Source organism: Cyclobacterium sp. SOCE241 (assembly GCF_056867545.1).
The window spans coordinates 93,754-116,222 of the sequence record NZ_CP149779.1 but is presented as its reverse complement, the minus strand read 5'-3'; the positions used below and the strand labels follow the sequence as shown (position 1 = coordinate 116,222).

Here is a 22,469-nt window from a genome sequence, read left to right as displayed (position 1 = left end):
CTCGATAGCGGGTTGAACAATACCTCTTCACAACACAAAAGGTATACAATCATAGTTTTCAGGATGTTAGGCTTTAAATCTAATGGATAGGTTCCACGATATTTACCAGTAGAATTTCAGCACTCCAGGGGAGTACCTTTGTAGCCCGGGGTAATCCGGATGCAGGAGGAGCACCCGGGATGTTAATGAGTTAGCTTTTAGGGCATTAGCCTTCAGTAAGCCCAAAAGTGAAACCGGCTTTCCGCTAATGCCAGTGGCTCCTTAACCCTGATTTTTGAAATCCTTCATTCCGAGACTTTGCGAAGTCTTGAAGCGTAGAAAGTCGAAGGAATCTCAACAATGGCGAGACTGCCGCACGCACTATTGGCCCGCCTTAAAGGTTCACAGTGACGGCAACTAATTTCGAGAATTATCATTTTGAAAATGCAGAAACCAATTTGACAATATCCAATGCAACACTCGAGAGTAAAATCTTGGTATTATATTTCCGATTTTTATATACATATACAAATAAAAATACAATTGTTACTTTTTTGCTACAGGCCCAAAAAGTAACCAACCTGTCCAGAGACATCGGGAAAAAGCTCTCGTTGCTGAGTATCTTTTCGGCTAAAATTTCATAAGCCTCTCGCACACAGGCAAACTCCTTGTTTTTGGCATTTCATTTTGCATTATTTCATGTTAATTACCTAGTCCAAAAACTTCGTCAAACAGTGTCGCCCTTGCCAAGCTCTGCTTAAATTTCTTAACGCCGAAAATCTACAAGGCGGAAATTAATATTATCTGCTCTTTCTGTGTTTATTTCAGGGAGGGAACTGCTTGACTAAATAAACCTAATTTTACCCATAAGATTTAAAATCAAACTGAAATTATACGAAAGAAGCCTGAAAGGTTTCAACAATAATAACCACGTGTGAAACCCTGGACGGCCAATTCCACAGCTATTCCTCAACCCCGACAGCGGGTTGAACAATTCCTCTTTACAACACAAAAGGTATACAATCATGATTATGGCCTATAAATTTTAAACCTATTTGATAAGTGCCACGAATTTACTAACAATGAAATTTTCCAAATAACCCAAATTAGGAATCCTGAATCCGCTCCAGAAATGCATTTTTGAAAGTATCCCCACCAAAGAAAGCTTGCTGAACCTCCCAGTCTTTGAACCTGGGAAAGGCTTTTTCAACCCTTGCTCTGTACCAGGGTTCTACAGATAGTCCCCAATGTGGTATGGCTCCAAAGTCCAACAATTCTCTTTCTAAACGCCTAAAAAGCGGGAGGCTTCCGGTAACCCCTTTCACGCTTACCAATTCAATCATACAGGTATCGTGCTGATTCATCATGGATAGGTGGGCATCACATTGTTTTACAAACCTCAAAGAAAAAGGAGCCGCCAATAAGTGTTGGTAAGCTTGGGCTTCTTCGCACACCTTAATAATCAAATCTACTGCCTCAAAAACCCTTTCCAAAGGAAAACCAAATTCTACGGCATAGCCATAAAATTTTAACTCTCCCAAGCCCTGATCCAAAACAAAACGGCAATCGTCTTCAAAACCTCCCCTTCATCTCCACTATGGTCAATCAATCTATGAATAGAATTATTGGTCATGGCAGGAATGGACTGGTGGTTTTTATTGAACACCCAAGGGGAAAGCCTTCCGGAAATGGCTATGCCAGAAATAAATGAAGAGATATAATTCCGCTCTCTACCGGCCTGTTTCCTGTTGGAATTTTCACAATAATTTCTAGTAGTTACCAAACATTTTCTTTTTTGGCCTTCTTCAGTTTCGGCAGTAAGATCACAATAAGGGTTGATCAACACCTCAAAATGACGGTGTTGATTTATAAAATGATGTAAATCATCTTTTTGCATCTCTGCTTTAAGGTCCTCCCAATTGTACCTTTTTCTTTCTTCAAAAAGTCGGTAATTGGGTTGGGCTTCAAGAATCATTGAAAAAACAATACCTATAGAGCCTATTCCCACCATAACTGCATTGAATTTCTCATCGTCCTGAATCAATTCTATGCCATATTCTTTGACCTTTCCGTCTTTATTGAATACCTCCGGATCTGTGATACCATCGCTAGGTTCTACTCGAAAAATTTTGCCTCCCTTGCCAACAATGGTCATTGACTTGGCAAAAGCAGACACCGGACCGATACCTATTCCCGAACCATGGGTAGAAGTGGCAATGGCACCTGTAATGGACTGGATGCTGGACCCACCTTGGTTGATCAATGCCAAGCCATGATCGGTCAAGGCCTCTATTAGATGCCGGATCTTGGTCCCACCTCCAGTTTCAAAAAGGTAGTGTTTTTCCAAGGACTTTTTATTGCCATAATTCACTTCTACATCGAAACCATCCTTATAATCCGCTTTGATCCATTCTTCAGCAGGTCGCTGGGTCATGTTCATGTTTTGGGTGCAAACCAAAAATCTTCACATTGAGCCACTGCAGTCAAAGCATGACCGGAACCAACGGCCCGTACTTTTCTTTTTCCTTCTCGGCATTTCTCACCAATTCACTTACCTCCATCAAACCCTTGTAATCATACCTATTGCAAGCCTCATTATTAGGAGAAAAGTTTTTATAATCCCCATTTCCTGGGACAAAAAATCTCAATGGTTCCGAAAAATGGTTGCCATACCAATTGCCCCACTTTTGCCTGTGGGGCTTGTCCTTGTCAAAAAAATCATCCTTGGTCAATTCTTTATCGAGCGACAAAATCACTCGCTCATGCTCAACCATATTTTTGTTTAATTGGGATTCAACCAATCTCCTAACAAATCTGGGGGTTACCATAAAATTAATGACACTAACCCATCGATTCCTCTTAGTCCTTGAACAGTGATGGGTAAGTGTATCATCCAGCACCTCTATATGTGCCGGTACATTCTTTCGATTAAATATCACCTGAACCAATAAGCCAAAAAGTACCCATGAAACTACTGTGTTACCTTTCTTCCAGGTAATAAATTTTGTTAATGCGGACATGTATTTAATCTTATATTTTAAAAATCATTAATCAACTATCTAATTTATCGAAAATATTAAAAATACACCTATTTTACCCTTTATTAATTTAGAATTCCAGCTTCTCTTTCATACAGCCATAGTTAAGACTGCTTGCTTTACATGGGTTATTGAATATCTTTGTAATCATTATTGTATGCACGGGGTGCTGGACTTAAACCGGCTGAGAAAATACCCGAAACCTGATTTGGATAATGCCAACGTAGGGATGCAAGCCAGATTTCCTTTTGTGATTTGAAGCTACATTCCACTGGTATTATCCGTTCGAATGTTTTTTTAAAAAAAGAATGACAAAATGGAAATAGAAAAACAAAAAATGGGGCTGATCCCACAGCAGCAACGTAACTGGCAAAATAGGCCTGAATGGTTCTTCAACAGAGACCATACCGACACTTATGAACTTTGGTATGAAGGCCGGTATAAGAGAGCCGAGATCTGGCAGAAAAAAGTAATGGAACAGCTGGTCACCAAAGACAAAAGGGTAAAGACCTTACTGGAATTTGGCTGTGGCACCACCAGATTTACCAGGTGGTGGAAAGAAATAGGCATTGAGTCCACCGGTGGAGACATTTCCCCATTGATGTTATCCCAAGCAATTCATTTATTTGATGGGGACTTGGTGATGGCAGATTCCCACCATATGCCTTTCAAAGACCACACTTTTGATTCCCTTGCTTTTATTACAACATTTGAATATTACAAAGATCCTGTCAAGGTAATCCGTGAAGCGGCAAGGGTTGGCAAATACGGTATAGCCATGGGAATGATGAACAAAAACTCTCCCAAAGTCCTTAGACGCAGGGTGCAACAACTATTTGGCAAAAACCCTTTTTATGTGACAGCCACATTTTACACCCCAAAACACCTTATCAAAATTATCGAAGAGGCATTAGCGGGGAGAGATTATACCATAACCTGGTCCTGCACCGGTTTGCCTAAGTGGTTTCCAGTCCAACAATGGAATATGCCCTATGGGGATTTCTTTGGTCTTTATGTTCAGTTCAATGATGTCAAATAAATGAGCCAAAAACCTGGAAAGATTGATGAACATATGTTAGGTAATTTTATTACCTCACGTTGTGGAAAACCCAATGAAAATGTTCGGGTAAAACCGGGCTTTGGCATTGATGTATCTGTGGTGGCCTTAGCCGGAGACCAAGGCATGGCACTCACTAGTGATCCACTTTCCTTGATCCCTAGCTTGGGATTACAAGAGTCGGCTTGGCTCTCGGTTCACCTGATGGCCAACGACATGTCTACCACCGGATTCGCTCCACAATTTGGTCAGTTTGTTTTGAATTTACCGGCTACCTTTAGTCAGGAGGAATTTAAAACATATTGGCAATATATTCATGAATATTGCACGGCACTAGGAGTGAATATTACAGGAGGACATACGGGCTTTGTTGAAGGACAAAATTCCACCATTGCCGGTGGGGGCACCTTTATTAGCATTGCACCACTTGAACAAATTTTAACCACTACCAAAGCTCAGGAGGGAGATAGTTTACTGCTTACTAAAGGAGCAGCAATTTCTTCTGCGGCTATTCTGGGCATGTGTTTTCCCCAAACAGTTGCTAACAAACTCGGGAAAGAAATTTACCAACAAGCAGAAGCATCATTTTATCAAACAAGCTCGTTGAAAGATGCGCTGGTGGCAAGAGGAAAACCTGAAAACAAAGAGGTCACGGCCATGCATGATGTAACGGAAGGTGGGGTTTTGGGTGCTGTTTATGAAATGGCTACAGCAGCCAATTGTGGTGCAATTATAGCGGAACAATCGATCCCTGTTGGTGACGTTCAAAAGGCTATTTGCCAACTTTTCGAACTGGATCCAAATCATTGCATTGGAGCAGGGGCCATGTTGATTGCCTGCAAAAAAGATAAAGTTCAGGAAATCATAGGTCGGTTGAAAACAGAAAATATTCCCTGTGCTGAAATTGGTAGTTTGACTAGTCCAGATAAGGGTGTTTTGCTTCGAAAGGAAGGAAAACTTACCCCTTTACCCTACCAGGAGGTCGACCCCTACTGGGCCGCATTTTATGAAGCATATAAAAAAGGCTGGAAATGAAAAAACTAAACCTACAATCTGAAAAAGGCATTTACTTGGTGATTGACCCTTCAGATAAACCTGAGGAGGAGCTATTTTCTTTACTAGAAAAGTTGTTTACCTTCCCTCTTATTGCTGTTCAAATTTGGGATAATTTTGGAGAAACGCAAGATGCGGTAGCATTTACCAATAAAGTAGTCAATTTGGCTTCAGCTTATAATTTTCCCATATTGGTAAATAACAGATGGGATTTGCTTAAGCTTAGTCAGGCTGATGGCATTCATCTAGATAGCATTCCGGTTAACTTGTCCGGAATCCCTGAATTTTCCCAAAAAAATCATTTAGTAGGATTGACAGTAAATAACGACCTAAATCTGATCCATCAGGCTGACCTACTGGGCTTCGATTATGTTTCATTCTGCTCCGTCTACCCTACTTCTACTACTCAACATTGTGACTTGGTAAGTTTCGAATCCATTAGGAAGGCGGCTGAAATTACAAACCTACCGGTATTCTTAGCAGGTGGAATCAAGACAAGGCACCTACCTGAGCTACATGCACTCCCCTATTCGGGAATTGCGATCATTTCCGGGGTGATGCAGAATGATAACCCCGAGATGGCCTTACAAAATTATTTAAATTCAATTCAAAAGAATCAATCATGAGATTATCCACCATAAATAAACTATGTTGCCCATTTGATAAAGCCGACTTGAGCCTAACAACCATTACAGAAGACACGGAAAAACGCGTTTTAGAAGGTTGGCTCCACTGCAGTAAATGTAAAAGAATTTACCCGATCGTAAAAGGTTTGCCGATTATGAATCCAGACGAATACAGGGAACTTTCTTTAGAGAAACCTTTATTGGAGAAATGGAGCAAACACTTGGAAGGTAAAACTGTTAGCAATTTCAGATTGATAGAAAGCGAGAAAGAAACAGATTGAGAATAACAAATCACCTGAAATAATATGGGCTACCTTCCTCACTCCTTCCCCTATTTTAACCTGAAATATGGAATGGAATTTCTATTACGTGATGAAATCGATAAAAATTCATCCATACTGTTTTAGTTTCACCTTAGCGAACTTCCTGAGAAAGTCCAGGAAATTCTATTGCCTAATTTGAGATTAAGTTTGATTGGAGAGAGTTGAGTTCATTGAAGGTAATCAACAGCCGAAATAGCCCAAACTATTTCGGCTTTTTCATGTCCAATCCACGCTCTATCCGAGTTATTCTTAATTGATAGCAGTGCTTAATACTTGGTTGTGGCCTAGATTTATTTTATATCTTCAGCAAGTCCTAATTTGGTATTAGGTGAAGGTTTTTCACCATCTAGGGAAATCATTATAGCATGTTTTGAAATTTTTTAAGGCCTTAATCCGGAAATATTCAATAAACCTTTATTAGGTGCTGAAATCAGGTCAGAAAATATAAAAGGCTACTGTATGCAATAGGAATCTTTATCGTTTATTCTAACATAATATCTATATTGGCGTCTATAAAGATTCCTTTTCCAAGTAGTTTATGCGATTAAAAAGACCTAGAATTCGGAGAAAAATTTTATTTACCCTGGAAAGGCAGTTGGTGAAGGGTGCCCAATACCAATTATTGGTCGTAGCTGCTTTGATAGGCATGATATCAATTATCGGAGGTTTGCTGGTAGTTCCGACCAATAGCCCCAGCCAAACCTTGGGAGAAGCCATTTGGTGGGCTTTCTTGAGGCTCACTGATCCCGGCTATTTGGGAGACGATCAAGGTAATTGGCGCCGTTTTATTTCAACCCTATTAACCCTTGCGGGCTACGTAATTTTTTTAGGTTCCTTGGTAGCGATTATTACCACATGGATGAACCGAAAAATCAGGCATTTAGAACAAGGGCTAACCCCTGTAACAGCCAATAATCACATGGTTATTTTGGGCTGGTCCAATCGTACAATTCATATAGCAGCAGAAATTTTCCAATCTGCAGGCAACCTAAAAAGGCTTTTCGAAAAATTAAATATTAAAAAGTTACAACTGATCATACTTTCTGAGGAGGTGAGTCCTTTTCAAATGCAGGAATTAAAGGACAACCCCATGATAGGCCGAAAGGCACATGAAATAATTTTAAGGACAGGAATGGCCATAGACAGAGAGCATTTGCGGAGAGTAGATGCTTTGAATGCCTCTGTCATCATAATTCCCAGTTTGGCCTATGACAGAAAAGAACTGATTAATCCAGACATTGAAACCATTAAATGTTTACTTTCATTAAATGCTGAAGCTAGAAAATTTAATATTACCAACCTTCCCTATGTGGTGGCAGAAATCCAAGATGACAATAAAATCAATGCTGCTTACAGGTCTTATAATGGCCCATTAGAAATTATAGGAAGTAATGCGATCATCAGTCGATTGATGGCACAAAACATTCGTCACCCGGGACTTTCTCAAGTATATAATGAGCTATTGGCCCAATTGACAAAAAACAATATTTTTACTAAGGAGTTTCCCGAAGCTATTGATTTCTCATTTGGGGCTGTAAAGAAAGCCTTTTCAAGCGCGATAGTTGTAGGTATCGTGAAAGAAGAAAAGGGAAAATACATCCCTTTATTGAACCCGGATAGAAAGCAAAAATTGAATCCGGAGATCAATTAATTTTAATCTCAAGAAAATATTCGGATTTAGAAGCGGATTTAGAGATTTTGGAAAATGATAGCCTAGAATTTTCCAATAAAAATCCTTTGCAAGTTGAGGAACAAGGTGAAGTAAATCGTATTCTAATTTTGGGTTGGAATGAACACGTACCTTCTCTAATTAAAGAACTAACAACTTATGAAGATGAATCTTATTTTATAAGGCTAGTTTCTTTAAAACCACTTCAGGAGAGAACGAAAGATTTTGGGATTTTCAATGAAATCCCCGAAAGAATTGTTATCGATCATATTGTAGCAGATTATGTAAGAGGTCTGTCATAAAAAGGATTGAAGTCACAACTTTTGATCATATTCTAATGTTAAGTAGCGACAGAATGGAGGAGGAAGAAGAGGCGGATGCTAGAACAATGGTAGGCTTTGTCCTTATAGAAGAGATTTTAGAAAATTCGAACAAGACCCCATCTATATTATTGGAATTGGCTGATCCAAGCAACGAATCCTTGTTAAAGCCATTTCAGAGTGAAGTGATTATTAGTCCGATGGTATTAAGTCACCTATTGGCCGGCATTGCTATGCAAAGGGAACTTTATAGCATATACAATGAACTTTTCACTGTTGGGGGTCCGGAAATGATCTTTCGAAAGATAGAAGAATATGCCATGAATGGATCCACTGCTACTTTTTTGGAATTAGAAGCCCAAGCAGAGTCCCATGGTGAAACAGCTTTGGGGATATTTATAGAAAGAGCCCATGGAAAAGAACTTTTACTGAATCCTGCAAAAGATTTGGTATTGAACTTATCAGAAGTGGACAGTCTGGTAATCCTCACTACTGTCTATTAAACCCGAAAAATACAATAGACAATCTATACGTGCTAGAATTGCTGTAAAATCAGCAACTTCTTTATTGCTTTCAATTTCATCATTGCGGTGCTAGGCTAAAATTCCCAAGAAGCCTGATTCTCCAAGAGATTTCAATCCTTCCCTTTAACACCGTACAGACTTCACTCCTAACTTTTATCAGGACGGAGAAATCTTATTTCATAATACAGGTTAAAAAAATAAAGGCTAATATATTGTTGCCTGCACCCTTTGGTCAATGTTGAATAGGGACACTATTTTATATGTATAAACTTTACCTATCCTTAAGAAATAGGCCTCTAGAAGGATTTGACTACATTTTATACCCTTAATGATTACATTTGAATACCCTCCTGTAGATATATATTTGATAAATTTGATAAAGAAATAAGGTAAAGCTCAAACGGACACATTCTACCTTATCAAAACCTATTTTCCCTAGCTACCGGTATTTAGAAAGCCGGTAGCTTTTTTTGTTGCGATTGGCCTTAATTCCATTTTATGGTTTTAGGTTTTAACAAATTTCCAATAGCCTTTTCTGAAAAACCAGAGAGCGATCAAGGCATGCAAAGAATGACAAAAGGCAATGGTTATAAAAATCCCCATAGTATTGAGATCAAGTACAATTGCTAAATAATAGGCTAAGGGAATTTCCAGTAACCAAAACACACCCACGTTGATATAGGCCGGAGTCTTGGTATCGCCAGCCCCATTAAAAGCTTGCACCATCACCATACCAACAGCATAAAACACATAACCCAATACGGTTACTTTTAACCCAACAGCTGCAATGGATCTTACAGCAGCATCTTGCGAAAAAATTCCAGCCAAATAATCTGCAAAAAGCAAATAAAACAGGGTGACGGAGGCAAGAAAAATAAAATTGTACCTGGCCGTAAGATAAGTAGCTATTTCCGCTCTGAACGCTTTTCCTGCCCCTAGATTTTGACCAACAAGGGTGGCTGCGGCAGCAGACAAACCCCAGGCAGGCATAAGACTGAAAAGCAGTATTCTAAAAGCAATGGTATACCCGGCCACAGCTGCACTGCCAAATTCTGACGCTATACGGGTAAGTACTATCCAAGCAGCAGAGTCAACCAAAAATTGCCCCATACCCCCCAGTGAAATTTGAATGATCTTTTTAAGGGTTTCCCAACGCACCATCAGGTTGTCAGCCCTAATCACCAAGCGATGCTTCCCATTGAAAAGGTGGTACAGTTGGTATACTACACCTAAACTTCTTCCAATTGTGGTGGCCCAAGCTGCACCAGTTAAACCCAAGCCTTCTAAAGGTCCTAAGCCAAAAATCAGCAGAGGGTCCAAGAAAATATTTAACCCATTGGAAATCCACAAAGCACGCATAGCCAAATGAGCTGACCCTGCTCCACGGAAAACACCATTGATCAGAAACAGTAACAACACGGCAGTGTTCCCTGCGAAAATCACCTTGGTATAAGAGGTTCCTGTTTCCAAAACTTCCATCTCTGCCCCCATCAATTGCAAAATTTTGCCGGCATATAAGAATCCTGCTATTCCCAGCGCCAGGGAGACCAAAATGCCCACCAGTAACAATTGAAAAGCCAAGGTCCCTGCTTGCTTGAATTTTTTCTCACCAAATCTCCGTGCCACCAAAGCCGTACCGGCCATGCTTATGCCTACTCCCAAAGAGTAGATCAAGGTCAACACGGCTTCTGTAAGCCCCACAGTGGCAACGGCATGTTCCCCAAGCTTGCCCACAAAAAATATATCAACTACCGCGAAAAGGGATTCCATGACCATTTCCAAGATCATGGGAATTGCCAAAAGAAAAATACCGGTTTTAATGGGCAATTTGGTAAAATCCTGTTCGCTGCCACGGATGGCTAGCAAAATCATACGATAAATAGAAAGTAACTTCTTCATGAGGAATTCAATAGCCAAGCCTTGTGTCTTTATAGGAACCAATGATCCACTTTCAACCGATAAATTAAGATGGGGTCAAACCAAAGAATTCTTGATAGGATGAGCAGAAATCGTATAAAATCTACTTTCAAATCCCCTAAATGATGTCTTCAAACTTATATATAATATTATTAGCACCAAGATAATTTCCCCTGTGAAAGCCCTACCAAATTGGCAACCCTATACAAAATTCTGGCTCCAACAATGGCATCCCATTCATCTCCACTTTCCCCACGGGCTACTTCTACTAAATCAAAACCGATAATCTGCCTTCCCGATTTGACCAGCATTTTAATTAGAAACATCAATTGCTGATAATCCAATCCCCCCGGAACAGGAGTACCTGTATTGGGACATAGATGGGGTAAAAGGCCATCAATATCAATTGTCAAGTACACCTTTTCCGGTAGATCTGCAATAATCCGTTTACAAATCTCACTCCAGTTTACTCCCTGATACTGCTCTTCTTTGAGTTGGTCGTCAGTATACAATGAGATCCTTTTTTCAGATTGAATGTAGGCCCATTCCTGCTCACAGAAGTCTCTCACACCCACTTGGACCAGGTGTTTCACTTCCGGAATTTTCATAAAATTATGGGCAATGGATGCATGGGAGTATTCAAGGCCTTTATATGCTGGGCGTAAATCTGCATGGGCATCAATTTGGAGAATACCAAAAGAGAAATGCTTTTCTGCCATTGCTCGAATTAAGCCAAGAGGCGTACTATGGTCACCTCCCAGCAATCCGATTATTTTCCCCTGTTCAATGTACAATTTTGCATGCTGATAAACCCAATCGTTCATTTTCTCGCATGCTCCATTGATTCTTTCAGGGCTTTTTTCATAAAGATTCCTTACCGTTTCAGGTTCACCTGCCTCAAGCCATTGATCATAAGCATTGGCAATGCTTCGTTGTTGCACACCTTGGGATTTAAGCAGTTCGTTTATGGGTAGCATGGTAATTCCCATTTTCCACGCATCAATAATATCTTCTTGAAAAAGGTCTACTTGGGTGGAAGCCTTGAGAATTGCTTCGGGCCCATTGATAGTGCCTTCTCTATAAGTTACGGTCACCTCCCATGGCACAGGAAGAATCACCATCTCCGCCATATCTACTGTAAAGGGTAATCCAAATAGCTTTGTGTTGACACCTACGCCATTGGGATCAAATTTAGAGATTTGGGATAATTTTTCTGATGCTGACATTCTCTTTCACTTTTGGGTTATTGATAAAAATCATAAGCATTCTTTATTGCAGAATTTCTATAAGTACGCCACTATTTTTAGAAATATGCTCCCACTCTTCCACATAGAAGGCAATTCGAACCATCATTCCCGGTGAAAAAGCAAATGGTCTTCACCTGTAAGGAAAGCTGCAAAATGACTTACACCCGGATTATGTCCCACCATCATTACATGGGTATCTTCATTTTCGAAGTTATTTAAAACTTGGAGCAACTCTCCATGTCCGGCCTGATATATATCCATAACCACTGAGGACTTCCTTACTTCAAGTTGTGATGAAAGAATTTGCGCAGTTTGCCTACACCTATTTGCGGGGCTATGGGCCATATGGTCACAAATTTGTCCATTTGAATTCAAAAGCTTGGCTAACCTTTCCAATTGATCAATTCCGGGCTTTATTAGATCCCTTTTAAGGTCATTTTTATCAAAACCGGGAGCCTCTGTAATCCCATGTCGCACCAACAATAATTCCTTAGCCATGTCCTTTATTTAAACTTCAAAATGAAAAATAAATATGTGGAAATTTTGTCGGCAATAAAAATTGCTTTGAATGAATATTTGGAAGAGAATAATATGACATCTATTTTTAGGACTTGAATTATGGGAATTAACCTGGTTCCATTTATTTTTATCTTTAAAGAAATTAACCATGCCAAAGAATTTAGTCATAGTGGAGTCTCCTGCAAAGGCCAAGACAATAGAAGGTTACCTAGGGAAAGACTTTAAAGTCACCTCCAGCTACGGGCATGTAAGAGATCTCCCTAAGGGTGAAAATGCCATAGATATCAAAAACAAGTTCCAACCTACCTATGAGGTAACTTCGGACAAAAAGGAAGTAATTAAAGAACTTAAAAAATTAGTAAAGGGTGCAGACACTGTATACCTAGCAAGTGATGATGACCGTGAAGGAGAAGCTATTTCTTGGCATTTAAAAGAGGTACTTAAATTAAAAGATGAAAATACAAAAAGGATCGTTTTCAGGGAAATCACCAAATCTGCCATTACCAAGGCTTTAGAAAGTCCAAGAAGCATCGATTATGATTTGGTAAATGCACAGCAGGCAAGAAGAATTCTCGACCGACTTGTTGGTTTTGAGCTTTCTCCGGTACTATGGAAAAAATAAAAGCAGGGCTTTCCGCAGGTAGGGTACAATCTGTAGCCGTTCGTTTCATTGTGGACAGGGAGCGGGAGATTGATAAATTTAAACCTACGGTATCTTTTAAAATAACAGCCCTTTTCGATGTAGAAGGTAAAACCCTGCAGGCAGAATTGCCAAAGAAATTCCAGAGCAAGGAAGAGGCAGAGGAATTTTTGAAAAATGCTTAGAAGCTGACTTTTCTATAAAATCTCTCGAAACGAAACCGGCAAAGAAAAGTCCGGCACCCCCTTTACAACCTCAACATTGCAACAGGAAGCCAGTAGGAAGTTATATTTCTCTGTGGCCCAGACAATGAATATTGCCCAGAAGCTATATGAGTCAGGTAAAATTACCTACATGAGGACGGATAGCCTTAATTTATCTGATGATGCATTAAAGGATGCAGAAAAAGAGATAAAGTCGGCTTATGGGGATGAATATCATAAAAAGAGAAAATTTAAATCAAAATCTGAAGGGGCACAAGAAGCCCACGAAGCCATTAGGCCTACCTCTTTTGCCGAACATGATGCCGGTAAAGACAGGAATGAGCAGCGCTTGTATGAATTGATTTGGAAGCGATCCATTGCTTCTCAAATGGCAGATGCACAACTTGAAAAAACAAATGTTAGCATAGCCATATCAAATGTAGACCAAACATTAAGTGCAAGTGGAGAAGTAATTAAATTTCAAGGATTCTTAAAGGTCTACCTTGAAAGCACTGATGATGAGGAGGAAGAAGAAACAACAGGAAAAGGATTATTACCTCCACTGACAGTAGGACAAGTTTTACAGCTAATCGAAATGAAAGGGCGCCAGTCTTTCACTCGTCCACCGGCGAGGTATACAGAAGCATCCCTAGTAAAAAAATTAGAGGAGATGGGCATAGGAAGGCCTTCTACCTATGCACCTACAATTTCTACAGTGCAGAAAAGAAATTATGTGGTGAAGGAATCCAGAGATGGTGTTCAAAGAAAATACATTGAAATGACCATAGGTGATGGACAATTCAAAGAAGCAGAAAAAACAGAAACCACAGGAACGGAAAAGAACAAATTGTTTCCTACAAATATTGCCATGGTGGTCAATGATTTTCTAGTGGAGCATTTTCCAAATGTGATTGACTTTTCTTTTACAGCAAAAGTCGAAAAGGAGTTTGACCATATTGCTCAAGGTGATCAACCTTGGGAAGAGATGATTCAAAATTTTTATGGAAACTTCCATTCAAAGGTTGAGCTTACAGAAAACATCAAGCGAACTGATGTTAACTCAAGCAAAGAGTTAGGAATTGACCCCAAATCAGGCAAAGTAGTAATTGCAAGACTTGGAAAATTTGGCCCACTCGTTCAGATTGGGGATGCAGAAGATGAAGACAAACGATTTGCCAGCCTTCGTAAGGGACAGTTTATCGAAAGCATTACCTTAGAAGATGCTTTAGAGTTGTTTAAGCTTCCAAGAGATTTAGGTACTTTTGAAGATAAAAAAGTGGTCGCTGCCATTGGGCGCTTTGGTCCTTATATCAGGCATGATAGTAAATTTGTTTCTTTAGGCAAAGAATACGATCCTCTTTCAGTTACTTTGGATGAAGCCATTCAGTTAATTAAAGACAAAAGGGAGGCAGATGCCAAAAAGCATATTAAATCCTTTGATGAAAACCCTGAAATTCAGGTACTCAATGGTAGGTGGGGCCCCTATATCAAGATGGGCAAAAGCAACTTTAAGATCCCTAAAGACAAAGAGGCAGAATCTTTGACATACGAAGAAGTCATGAAACTTATCGAAACACAGGGGGATGCTAAAAAGGCCAAACCAAAAAAGACGGCCGCAAAAAAGCTCCGGCAAAAAAGAAAGCTAAAAAATAATCAATTATAGAGGCAGATAAGTATCTGCCTCTTTTTTTATGTTTTAAGCTTTCAAAAATTTTTACCATTTAAGACCGGTTATTAGGATTAATCTATTATACCTTTTTACAGTTGGCCTATTATTTGTTGGTTATAGAAGTAGTGCAACCTACTTAAAAATCTGTTGTAGATAAACAGATGTTTTACAATATGGTATTTGCAAATTTTTAGGGGAAGTGGTTCTATGGAATGTTTCAAGAGGGATTAAACTTAAATTGTATTTTCCCTAGCCGTATTACAACCATTTAAATTGCCATTATTTATTCTCCAGCTAGTAAAACTTAAAGTAGTTTGACGCATTTGAAACAAATAATCATTATAAAAACATGTTTAAAATGAAAAATTTATTTCTAAGAATTATAGATAACTACAAGGTGAAAGCTAATGATAATTTCCTTCAGCGATTAGCCTTAACTTTTTTTGCGCTCATTCCTTTTCCCCTCTTGGCCCAAATACAAAAGGGACTCCCAAACCAACAGATCCTGTGGACCCGTCAAAGACCAGTGATTTGGTAATCTTTATTATATTACCAATAGTAGTACTTATCTTGTTTTTCTTTTGGAGAAGGGCTAAAAAAATAGAAGGGATCAATAAAAAGCACCATATAAGTTAAAGCCACCTCTCCAATATTACTGAGATTTAACTTTAATTAATCACTAAACTAAGGTTTATTCCGGTTTAGTGATTCCTTAATTTTTCGATCAACTCTTTTTTATTCAATTGACTTACACCCTCCATGCCAATCTCTTTTGTTTTCTGATAGAGTTCCTCTCTGGTCCATTCTTCGTATGGGGCAGCTTTACCCCCTTTCTTTCCAGTCTTTGTATCTGGAGAATTGGCAATTCTAGCTGATTTTTCCTTACTGTATCCTTGATCTCTGAGCGCTTCATACTGCGCTTCATTTTTAATCCTTTTCATTTTATTATCCTTTTTACTCATTGTTTTCACTTTTTTCTCTTCTGTATTTTTCACTTTCGATCGTTACATCTTTGTCCGCATTTTTTGCTCTTCTCAAAGCATCCTTGGCAGCTTTACTGGACTGCTCTAAATCTTTCTCTTCCGATGATTTTTTTCAGCCTTTCCATCTTGAGCCTCTTCCTGAGCATCAAGAAAGCTATTGTCCTGAAAATCTTCTTCTTTTCTGCTTCCTTTTGTATTTTTCATCTTGGTCTTTTTTGTTTAATTATATGTAAATTATAACCAAAACCATTCCAAATTGATTTTGACATATATTTTCACAGAAAAATTTTACCCTAAATCCATTTTTACTTGTTTATCCTTTTACAAGGAAATATATTCACGGATCATTAGTTCAGAAAAATTTTAAAAAGATATGAGCAGTAACTTAAAAAATTCCAGAAGGAGCTTCCTAAAAGGTAGCCTTTTGGCGCTAGGAGGTATAAGTATTGTACCCCGACACGTTTTGGGAAAAGGACACCTGGCCCCAAGTGATCATTTGACGAAAGGCATCATTGGTGTAGGCGGTATGGGGAGAGGACATTTTGATTATGCCGGAACCAAAACTGTTGCAATTTGTGATGTGGACACCCGCCACATAGGTATTGCTCAAGAAACTTTAGGTAAAACTGTCAAAACTTTTGCTGATTATAGGGACCTGATTCAACTCCCTGAAGTGGACATAGTTCACATTGCCACTCCTCCACATTGGCATGGTATCATGGCTGCAGATGCTGCAAGGGAAGGGAAAGATATATGGTGTGAGAAACCAATGACCAGAACTATTGGTGAAGGAAAAAAGTCATGGAAGCCGTCAAGCAACATGGAAATGTATTTAGGTTAAATACTTGGTTTCGCTTCGATAGCAATTTCTACGGAATGAATACTGAGGTTAAAAATATAAAGAAATTGGTAGACTCAGGAATGCTGGGTTGGCCTTTAAAAGTAACTGTGGGTAAACTAACCGGTTTTGACTGGAAATTTTACTGGGTAGGAAAAACCGGCTTAAATGAAATGCCAATACCTAAGGAATTGGATTATGACAGGTGGCTGGGCCCTGCGCCTTACAAACCATACAATGAACACAGAACGCATGGTACTTTTAGAGGTTATTGGGATTACGATGGAGGTGGACTAGGAGACATGGGACAGCATTACCTGGATCCGGTACAATATTTCTTGGGTAAGGATGAAACAAGCCCGGTAAAAGTGGAAGTTGACGCTCCACAACAGCATCCGGAAGCCGTAGGTACCTGGAGAAAGATCACTTATACCTATGAAGATGGTTGCCAAATAATATTGGATGGGGAAGGGACCACTGAGGCACCTTATATCGAGGGGCCTGAAGGGAATTTATATAGAGGATTTAAATCTGACATACCCAATCTTGAAAGAAAACTGGCTCAATTCCCAGAACCTGCCCCACAAGTGACAGACTTTGTCGATGCAGTTAAAAACAGAAAGAAATTTGCCTTGAACGAGCAAAATGGGTTCCGTTCTTGTACCCTTGTAAATATGGGATTGGCAGCTTTGAGGCTGAATAGAGATTTACATTTTGACCCTGTGAAATTAGCGTTTATTAATGATGAAGGGGCAAATAGACTTATAGATCAGCCCATGAGAGCACCCTATACCATTTAATTAAAACATTAAAGGAATACCCAGAATTATGGAAAAATATTTTATAAAGAAAATGACTTTTGTTCTTTGTCTTTTAATAGGCCAAGTCTTTATAAGTCAAGCGCAAAATCAACTCGATGCGGGAAGAACCACCGCTACAAAAATTGCAGATTTACTGAACCGGTTTCCTGCTGAAAATGCCGGTAATTTAGAAGCTGCCATGAAACAAATGGAAGCACTTGGCGCCAATGGCATTACCGAAATGGCCTTAATGCAAAAACCGGGCGTAAACAATGAAAAAATAGAATATGCCTTGGCGGGATTTGCTTTTTATGCAAGCAAAGATGGTAAGGAAGACTTAGCCAATATGGCTGTAGCCGCTTATATTGCTGCCATTAACCAATTGGATGACCCAGAAGCACAAAATTTTGTTTTGAAGCAAACAAAGTTCATTGCCAAAGATGAAAATGTAGCTAATATTGAACCTTATTTGACCGATGACAGACTTTCTGGAACTGCCTCCAGAGTTCTGGCAAACGTTGGTTCCACTGGGGCAGCAGCAGCATTGATTGCTGCGTTAGAAGCATCTACAGTTGATGCACAAAAGGCGAATTTTATTGAAGCATTAGGTGATATTGGTGCCATTCAAGCTTCCGAAATTATTGCTCCCTACGTCAATAGCAACCAACCTGAACTTAGAAGGGTAGCTATCTACGCTTTGGCTAGCATCGCTTCTCCTGCTAGTGCTGACCTCTTGTATGCGGCGGCTAAAGAGGCAGGTTTCACATTTGAATCTACCAATGCTGCAGCCCAATATTTAAGGTATATTGACAATTTAGGAGAAGCAGGCAATCAAAAGCTGGCGCTTAAACTGGCCAAAAAGCTTGATAAGTCTACCAATGTAACTAAACATTATCATACTAAGGCCGGAGCATTGGATTTGCTAGTGAAATTTGACCCACTCAAATCGAATAAAAGAATCATCAAAGCTGCTCAGTCAGATGAGTTTAGATACAGGGGTACCGCCTTACAATACCTAAACAACGACCAGTTGATCGAAGAATTGGATGATTGGAAAAAGCTTTGAGCAAAGCTTCTGATGAAAGTATTGCAGCCATTCTTCAAAGAATGGGTAAAATCAATAACAAAGCGGTTGCAGAGGTAATTTTGCCCTACCTCTCAAACTCAAATGAAAAAATTCGTCAAACTGCCATTGCCGCTGTTGTTACTGCCGGAGACAATTTGGCTTTAACTCAAATACTTGATCTTTTGGCAACTGCTGATGAATCAGATCAAGCCCAATTGATAACTGCTTTGCAGTCAATGAAAGGTGACAATGTCACGACTGAAATAGCCAAAAGAGTTTCGGATGCTGACGATGTGCTTAAAGTAAAATTGCTAGGGCTTTTGGCTTCAAGGGCTGCAGAAGATCAAATTGACGTTGTCTTCGGAGCTGTTTCAAGCGGCAATTCAAATGTCAAATCAGCTGCGCTAACAGCGCTTGCATCTATGGCTACACCAAATGACCTAAGCCAATTGGTTAGCTTGCTAAAAACAGAAAGCAATTCAGATGACTTGGAGAAAATCCAGGAAGCTATTATTGTGGCAAATGCTCAAAAAAGAGACCTAAGTGCCGAGACAAAATGGGCAATGGACTTGTTGCCGACTTTGCTTTTAGACAAACAAGAATATATTTATAAAGTATTGGCTAAAACGGGAGGCACTGAAGCCTTGAGTAAGCTACAGGACATTTATGAGACCGGGAATGTAAAACAAAAACAAGCAGTCGTTGGTGCATTAAACCAATCAGAAGATCCGGCAGCAACTGTTCCTTTATTGCATATTGCCAGAAATGCAAGTACAGACAAAATGATGGATGATGCCTTATCAGGCTTTATCAGATTAGTCCCTTCAACGGAAGGAGCCAATGAACAAAAGGTATTGATGTTAAGGGATGCATTGGCACTGGCAAAAAGCCAAGACAATGTACAGGCTATATTGAGACAACTTGGAAATTACCCTACTTTTCAGGCATTGCTCGTTGCAGGAAAATATCAGGAAACACCTGCTTACCAGCAAACCGCTGCCAGAGCCGTTATGAAAATTGTCTTGAACAATGACAATCTATATGGAACAAAGGTTAGATCAATCGTTGAACGCACCATAGAAGTAATCAGTGGTCAGGATAGCCAGTATTATAAAACCTCATTAAAAAAGTTCTTAGATGAGATGCCTAAAACCGAGGGTTTCTATAGCCTATTCAATGAGGAAAATTTAGAAGGATGGAAGGAGTCTTTAGCAATCCTATCAAAAGGGCTGAAATGAGCGAAAGAACCTTAAAAAAGGAACAAGCCAAAGCTGACGAAATCATGAAAGAAGGCTGGGTAGCTCAGGACGGTTTATTGGTTTTTACCGGTAAAGGTCAAAACATCGCAGCTGTAAAAGAATTTGGGGATTTTGAAATGTTGGTAGATTGGAAAATCACACCTGATGGAGATGCAGGCATCTATTTGAGAGGCACGCCACAAGTTCAGATATGGGATATAGCAAGAACCAATGTGGGGGCTGAAGTAGGATCAGGAGGTTTGTACAAAATAAAAAGAATCCTAGCAAGCCTCTTAAGGTAGCTGACAATCCGGTAGGAGAATGGAATACTTTTCATATCATTATGAAAGGTGAAAAAGTTACCGTCTATTTGAATGGCGAGTTGGTAGTAGACGATGTTACCTTAGAAAATTTCTGGGATAGATCAATGCCTATTTTCCCAACCGGCCAAATAGAATTGCAAGCACATGGCACTTATGTTGCCTACAGAGATATTTACATTAAAGAATTAATTGGAGCTCCAAAATTTGAACTTAGCGAGCAAGAAAAGAATGAGGGGTTTGAAGTTCTATTCGACGGCTCAGATTTAGAAAAATGGACAGGTAACAAAACTGATTATTTTATAGAAAATGGAGTTTTGGCCATCAATCCCGGAAGAGGAGGAAGTGGAAATTTAATGACAAAAGATGAATTTGAAGATTTTGAATTTAGGTTTGAATTTAAATTGACTCCTGGAGCAAACAATGGTTTAGGTATCAGGTCTCCCCTTAAAGGTGATGCAGCCTATGCCGGCATGGAGCTTCAAATTCTTGATGATACTGCTGAAATATACAGCAAACTTAAACCTTATCAGTACCACGGCTCATTGTATGGGGTAAGTGCTGCTAAAAAAGGGCACCTAAAACCTGTAGGAGAATGGAATTATCAGGAAGTGATTGTTAAAGGAGACAGAATTCAAGTGATTTTAAATGGCACCAAAACTTTGGATGTGAACATTTCCGATGCACGTGAAAATGGCACCTTAGACAAAAGAGAACATCCGGGACTCTCCAACAAAAAGGGACATATAGGTTTCTTGGGACATGGTGATATTTTGTATTTTAAAAATATCCGAATCAAAGCCTTATAAGCAAACCACAACGCGATAGCGTAATTTTTTTATAATCAATTAGAGAGAGAGGTTTTAAAAAGCCTCTCTTTTTTTATGCTATATAATTATATAATCCATTTCCTCTGCCGAAAAAAGCAAAATACACTGTTACTTATTTCGGTCTCCAAGGGCATCCCGTGACATTTTTTAGGGTCCTTATTTAATAAAGAACACCTGGTTAATTTGAATGCTTGAATCCGGTTTAACCTTGATATACCTTTCCATCAAATTCGTCACCAAAGAGACGATTCATATAGCACTTGTAGTCCCCTCTAGAAGCTGAATCGCATTTGGAAGTTTTTGTTAGCCATCCCTTATAACTAAATAGTAAGCGAAAATCTGGCATGATTATAGATTAACCTTATATAACTGTTTTAAAAAAATATTATTGCACAAAAAGCAAAATAATAAAACAATTATCTACATTGGCCCTATATCGTTTAAAAATATGATGAAAAATTTATTTATCCTTTGTTTAATTTTGACAATTCCTATGGAGGTTTTTAGTCAAATAAAATCGGTGAGCTTTTCCCCCGAGAAAAATCAGATTAACGCCGGTCTGCCCCTTCCTTCTGAAGAAAGATTCTTAATTCAAGGTCTTATCCCTTCAGGTATAAGAAGGGTTGAAGTGAAAATATTCAAGACAAATAAAAAAGAGAATTCAGCAGAAACTTATACTTGGAAAGCTGCCTACCTAAGTAATCCATCTGATTTTGAAATTTACGTTGCCTATCCCCTTCGAAGCAATGATACTTATACCCTTAAATTTTACTACTTTAATTCCACGGACACCACTGAAATGAAGGCTGTAAAAGAAGCCATACATGAAAATTTGGAAACCTATCTTAATGCTAACTTTGTGGTTAACAAAAAGGAAATTAAAGCCTTGGTCAGTCAAAAAGCCATGTTGGTGCAATTGAATGAAATAGTCACACAAGGGCTGAGCAATTATTCACACCAACTAGACCAGGGATTTAGTGGTTTTAGTGATGTTGTAAAACAAAAAATAGAACAAATTCATGGAATAAAATTAAAAGATTCAAAATTTAATTTATTGAAGAAAAGTGTGGATACAAAAGGCACCGATAATGCCTATTATGCCAAGCAAGTTATCGACCAGCTAATTGATCTTACAAAAGCTGAAACCAATCAATACCTTCGGTCAAATCTACTGATGCTGGTAGACATCCGTGAAATTAACAACTACCCAACAGAGAAAAAACCTAACTATTTACCTATCAACATTGGTTATGCGGGAACTTACTTTGGAGGAGGTTTCAATGATCTTGATTATGGTACTTCTGCTTTTGCAGGAATATCGATGCCACTTGGTAACAAAAACTTTACTAAAATTCTAGGCAATGCATCGATTTCTACAGGGGTGTTCTTTTCCAACATGACCAACGCCAGCCAAACAGAAATCAGCGGCCCCCTTATTGGTAGGCCAAGTTATATTGGCCTTGGGTATAGCCTTTTTAGAATATTACGGTTTAATGCAGGGGCTGTATTAACTTCTACAGAAATCAATAATAAATTCGAGGATGTTACCTTGTATCCATTTGTAGGTTTCAGCGCAGAATTTCATATCTGGTTAGGGCTAAAACGCTAAA

General features: G+C 39.1%; 21 protein-coding genes, 1 pseudogene and 1 riboswitch. Of the genes and pseudogenes, 15 read left to right on the top strand and 7 right to left on the bottom strand.

Annotated features, from left to right (window positions below):
* Positions 1 to 1,085 precede the first annotated feature (1,085 nt).
* Genes WG932_RS00515 through WG932_RS00505 form a run of 3 tightly spaced genes read right to left on the bottom strand, consistent with a single transcriptional unit; the run spans position 1,086 to position 2,999 of the window.
* Positions 1,086 to 1,520 (bottom strand): D-arabinono-1,4-lactone oxidase, encoded by a 435-nt coding sequence (locus tag WG932_RS00515; protein ID WP_483086532.1) that lies wholly within the window; start codon positions 1,518 to 1,520, stop codon positions 1,086 to 1,088.
* Positions 1,508 to 2,413 carry a hypothetical protein gene (locus tag WG932_RS00510; RefSeq protein WP_483086531.1) on the bottom strand — a complete coding sequence of 302 codons (906 nt, stop codon included), beginning with the start codon at positions 2,411 to 2,413 and terminating at the stop codon, positions 1,508 to 1,510. The genes WG932_RS00515 and WG932_RS00510 overlap by 13 nt, the downstream gene beginning before the upstream one ends.
* Before the next feature lie 49 nt (positions 2,414 to 2,462).
* Entirely contained in the window at positions 2,463 to 2,999 is a 537-nt protein-coding gene (locus WG932_RS00505; RefSeq protein ID WP_483086530.1) for a hypothetical protein, read from the bottom strand.
* Between the two features lie 170 nt (positions 3,000 to 3,169).
* A riboswitch (TPP riboswitch) is annotated at positions 3,170 to 3,264 on the top strand.
* Positions 3,265 to 3,333: 69 nt separating this feature from the next.
* Between WG932_RS00505 and WG932_RS00500 the strand changes: the two genes are divergently transcribed.
* The 7 genes from WG932_RS00500 (at position 3,334) to WG932_RS00470 (ending at position 8,568) form a co-directional block, all read left to right on the top strand.
* Entirely contained in the window at positions 3,334 to 4,056 is a 723-nt protein-coding gene (locus tag WG932_RS00500) for a class I SAM-dependent methyltransferase (RefSeq protein WP_014021595.1), read from the top strand.
* A complete protein-coding gene (locus WG932_RS00495; protein ID WP_483086529.1) occupies positions 4,057 to 5,109 on the top strand; it encodes an AIR synthase family protein in 1,053 nt (350 codons plus the stop codon). It begins immediately after the preceding gene.
* The gene (locus tag WG932_RS00490; protein WP_014021593.1) at positions 5,106 to 5,753 is read left to right on the top strand and encodes a thiamine phosphate synthase; all 648 of its coding nucleotides are present in this window, start codon (positions 5,106 to 5,108) and stop codon (positions 5,751 to 5,753) included. Before WG932_RS00495 ends, WG932_RS00490 begins: the two co-directional genes overlap by 4 nt.
* Entirely contained in the window at positions 5,750 to 6,034 is a 285-nt protein-coding gene (locus WG932_RS00485) for a Trm112 family protein (RefSeq protein WP_149394079.1), read from the top strand. The genes WG932_RS00490 and WG932_RS00485 overlap by 4 nt, the downstream gene beginning before the upstream one ends.
* Before the next feature lie 580 nt (positions 6,035 to 6,614).
* Entirely contained in the window at positions 6,615 to 7,727 is a 1,113-nt protein-coding gene (locus tag WG932_RS00480) for a CASTOR/POLLUX-related putative ion channel (RefSeq protein WP_483086528.1), read from the top strand.
* A gap of 47 nt (positions 7,728 to 7,774) precedes the next feature.
* A complete protein-coding gene (locus WG932_RS00475; RefSeq protein ID WP_483086527.1) occupies positions 7,775 to 8,047 on the top strand; it encodes a hypothetical protein in 273 nt (90 codons plus the stop codon).
* Between the two features lie 35 nt (positions 8,048 to 8,082).
* Entirely contained in the window at positions 8,083 to 8,568 is a 486-nt protein-coding gene (locus WG932_RS00470; protein ID WP_483086526.1) for a hypothetical protein, read from the top strand.
* A 525-nt stretch (positions 8,569 to 9,093) separates the two neighbouring features.
* Here the strand turns inward: WG932_RS00470 and WG932_RS00465 are convergent.
* From WG932_RS00465 to WG932_RS00455, 3 genes are all read right to left on the bottom strand, one after another.
* Positions 9,094 to 10,488, bottom strand: a complete 1,395-nt coding sequence (locus tag WG932_RS00465) for an MATE family efflux transporter (RefSeq protein ID WP_483086525.1) — start codon at positions 10,486 to 10,488, stop codon at positions 9,094 to 9,096.
* A 170-nt stretch (positions 10,489 to 10,658) separates the two neighbouring features.
* Positions 10,659 to 11,732, bottom strand: a complete 1,074-nt coding sequence (locus tag WG932_RS00460; protein WP_483086524.1) for an agmatinase family protein — start codon at positions 11,730 to 11,732, stop codon at positions 10,659 to 10,661.
* A gap of 123 nt (positions 11,733 to 11,855) precedes the next feature.
* Entirely contained in the window at positions 11,856 to 12,251 is a 396-nt protein-coding gene (locus WG932_RS00455) for a SixA phosphatase family protein (RefSeq protein WP_483086523.1), read from the bottom strand.
* A gap of 169 nt (positions 12,252 to 12,420) precedes the next feature.
* Between WG932_RS00455 and topA the strand changes: the two are divergent.
* Positions 12,421 to 14,778, top strand: a pseudogene (gene topA, locus WG932_RS00450) (type I DNA topoisomerase).
* A 707-nt stretch (positions 14,779 to 15,485) separates the two neighbouring features.
* Here topA and WG932_RS00445 read toward each other — a convergent pair.
* Positions 15,486 to 15,725: a DUF7218 family protein gene (locus tag WG932_RS00445; protein WP_041935222.1), complete on the bottom strand. Its 240-nt coding sequence runs from the start codon at positions 15,723 to 15,725 to the stop codon at positions 15,486 to 15,488.
* A 415-nt stretch (positions 15,726 to 16,140) separates the two neighbouring features.
* Here WG932_RS00445 and WG932_RS00440 point away from each other — a divergent pair, with 415 nt between their 5' ends.
* The 7 genes from WG932_RS00440 to WG932_RS00410 all read left to right on the top strand — a co-directional run bounded on the left by WG932_RS00440 (position 16,141) and on the right by WG932_RS00410 (position 22,468).
* A complete protein-coding gene (locus tag WG932_RS00440; RefSeq protein WP_483086522.1) occupies positions 16,141 to 16,608 on the top strand; it encodes a Gfo/Idh/MocA family protein in 468 nt (155 codons plus the stop codon).
* Positions 16,569 to 17,405, top strand: a complete 837-nt coding sequence (locus tag WG932_RS00435) for a hypothetical protein (protein WP_483086521.1) — start codon at positions 16,569 to 16,571, stop codon at positions 17,403 to 17,405. The genes WG932_RS00440 and WG932_RS00435 overlap by 40 nt, the downstream gene beginning before the upstream one ends.
* 28 nt (positions 17,406 to 17,433) lie before the next feature.
* Positions 17,434 to 18,471, top strand: coding sequence for a HEAT repeat domain-containing protein (locus WG932_RS00430; protein WP_483086520.1), 1,038 nt, complete (start codon positions 17,434 to 17,436; stop codon positions 18,469 to 18,471).
* Positions 18,456 to 19,709, top strand: coding sequence for a HEAT repeat domain-containing protein (locus WG932_RS00425; RefSeq protein WP_483086519.1), 1,254 nt, complete (start codon positions 18,456 to 18,458; stop codon positions 19,707 to 19,709). The genes WG932_RS00430 and WG932_RS00425 overlap by 16 nt, the downstream gene beginning before the upstream one ends.
* On the top strand, positions 19,706 to 20,011 hold the full coding sequence (locus WG932_RS00420; protein WP_483086518.1) for a 3-keto-disaccharide hydrolase: 306 nt from the start codon (positions 19,706 to 19,708) through the stop codon (positions 20,009 to 20,011). The genes WG932_RS00425 and WG932_RS00420 overlap by 4 nt, the downstream gene beginning before the upstream one ends.
* Positions 19,960 to 20,838, top strand: coding sequence for a 3-keto-disaccharide hydrolase (locus tag WG932_RS00415; RefSeq protein ID WP_483088761.1), 879 nt, complete (start codon positions 19,960 to 19,962; stop codon positions 20,836 to 20,838). The genes WG932_RS00420 and WG932_RS00415 overlap by 52 nt, the downstream gene beginning before the upstream one ends.
* A gap of 469 nt (positions 20,839 to 21,307) precedes the next feature.
* Positions 21,308 to 22,468, top strand: coding sequence for a hypothetical protein (locus WG932_RS00410; protein WP_157466789.1), 1,161 nt, complete (start codon positions 21,308 to 21,310; stop codon positions 22,466 to 22,468).
* Position 22,469: the final 1 nt, after the last annotated feature.

Coding starts and splice junctions, on each gene's coding strand:
- WG932_RS00510 (WP_483086531.1), bottom strand. CDS start 2,413: ATGACCCAGCGACCTGCTGAAGAATGGATCAAAGCGGATTATAAGGAT.
- WG932_RS00505 (WP_483086530.1), bottom strand. CDS start 2,999: ATGTCCGCATTAACAAAATTTATTACCTGGAAGAAAGGTAACACAGTA.
- WG932_RS00500 (WP_014021595.1), top strand. CDS start 3,334: ATGGAAATAGAAAAACAAAAAATGGGGCTGATCCCACAGCAGCAACGT.
- WG932_RS00495 (WP_483086529.1), top strand. CDS start 4,057: ATGAGCCAAAAACCTGGAAAGATTGATGAACATATGTTAGGTAATTTT.
- WG932_RS00490 (WP_014021593.1), top strand. CDS start 5,106: ATGAAAAAACTAAACCTACAATCTGAAAAAGGCATTTACTTGGTGATT.
- WG932_RS00485 (WP_149394079.1), top strand. CDS start 5,750: ATGAGATTATCCACCATAAATAAACTATGTTGCCCATTTGATAAAGCC.
- WG932_RS00480 (WP_483086528.1), top strand. CDS start 6,615: ATGCGATTAAAAAGACCTAGAATTCGGAGAAAAATTTTATTTACCCTG.
- WG932_RS00470 (WP_483086526.1), top strand. CDS start 8,083: ATGTTAAGTAGCGACAGAATGGAGGAGGAAGAAGAGGCGGATGCTAGA.
- WG932_RS00465 (WP_483086525.1), bottom strand. CDS start 10,488: ATGAAGAAGTTACTTTCTATTTATCGTATGATTTTGCTAGCCATCCGT.
- WG932_RS00460 (WP_483086524.1), bottom strand. CDS start 11,732: ATGTCAGCATCAGAAAAATTATCCCAAATCTCTAAATTTGATCCCAAT.
- WG932_RS00455 (WP_483086523.1), bottom strand. CDS start 12,251: ATGGCTAAGGAATTATTGTTGGTGCGACATGGGATTACAGAGGCTCCC.
- WG932_RS00445 (WP_041935222.1), bottom strand. CDS start 15,725: ATGAAAAGGATTAAAAATGAAGCGCAGTATGAAGCGCTCAGAGATCAA.
- WG932_RS00440 (WP_483086522.1), top strand. CDS start 16,141: ATGAGCAGTAACTTAAAAAATTCCAGAAGGAGCTTCCTAAAAGGTAGC.
- WG932_RS00435 (WP_483086521.1), top strand. CDS start 16,569: ATGGAAGCCGTCAAGCAACATGGAAATGTATTTAGGTTAAATACTTGG.
- WG932_RS00430 (WP_483086520.1), top strand. CDS start 17,434: ATGGAAAAATATTTTATAAAGAAAATGACTTTTGTTCTTTGTCTTTTA.
- WG932_RS00420 (WP_483086518.1), top strand. CDS start 19,706: ATGAGCGAAAGAACCTTAAAAAAGGAACAAGCCAAAGCTGACGAAATC.
- WG932_RS00410 (WP_157466789.1), top strand. CDS start 21,308: ATGATGAAAAATTTATTTATCCTTTGTTTAATTTTGACAATTCCTATG.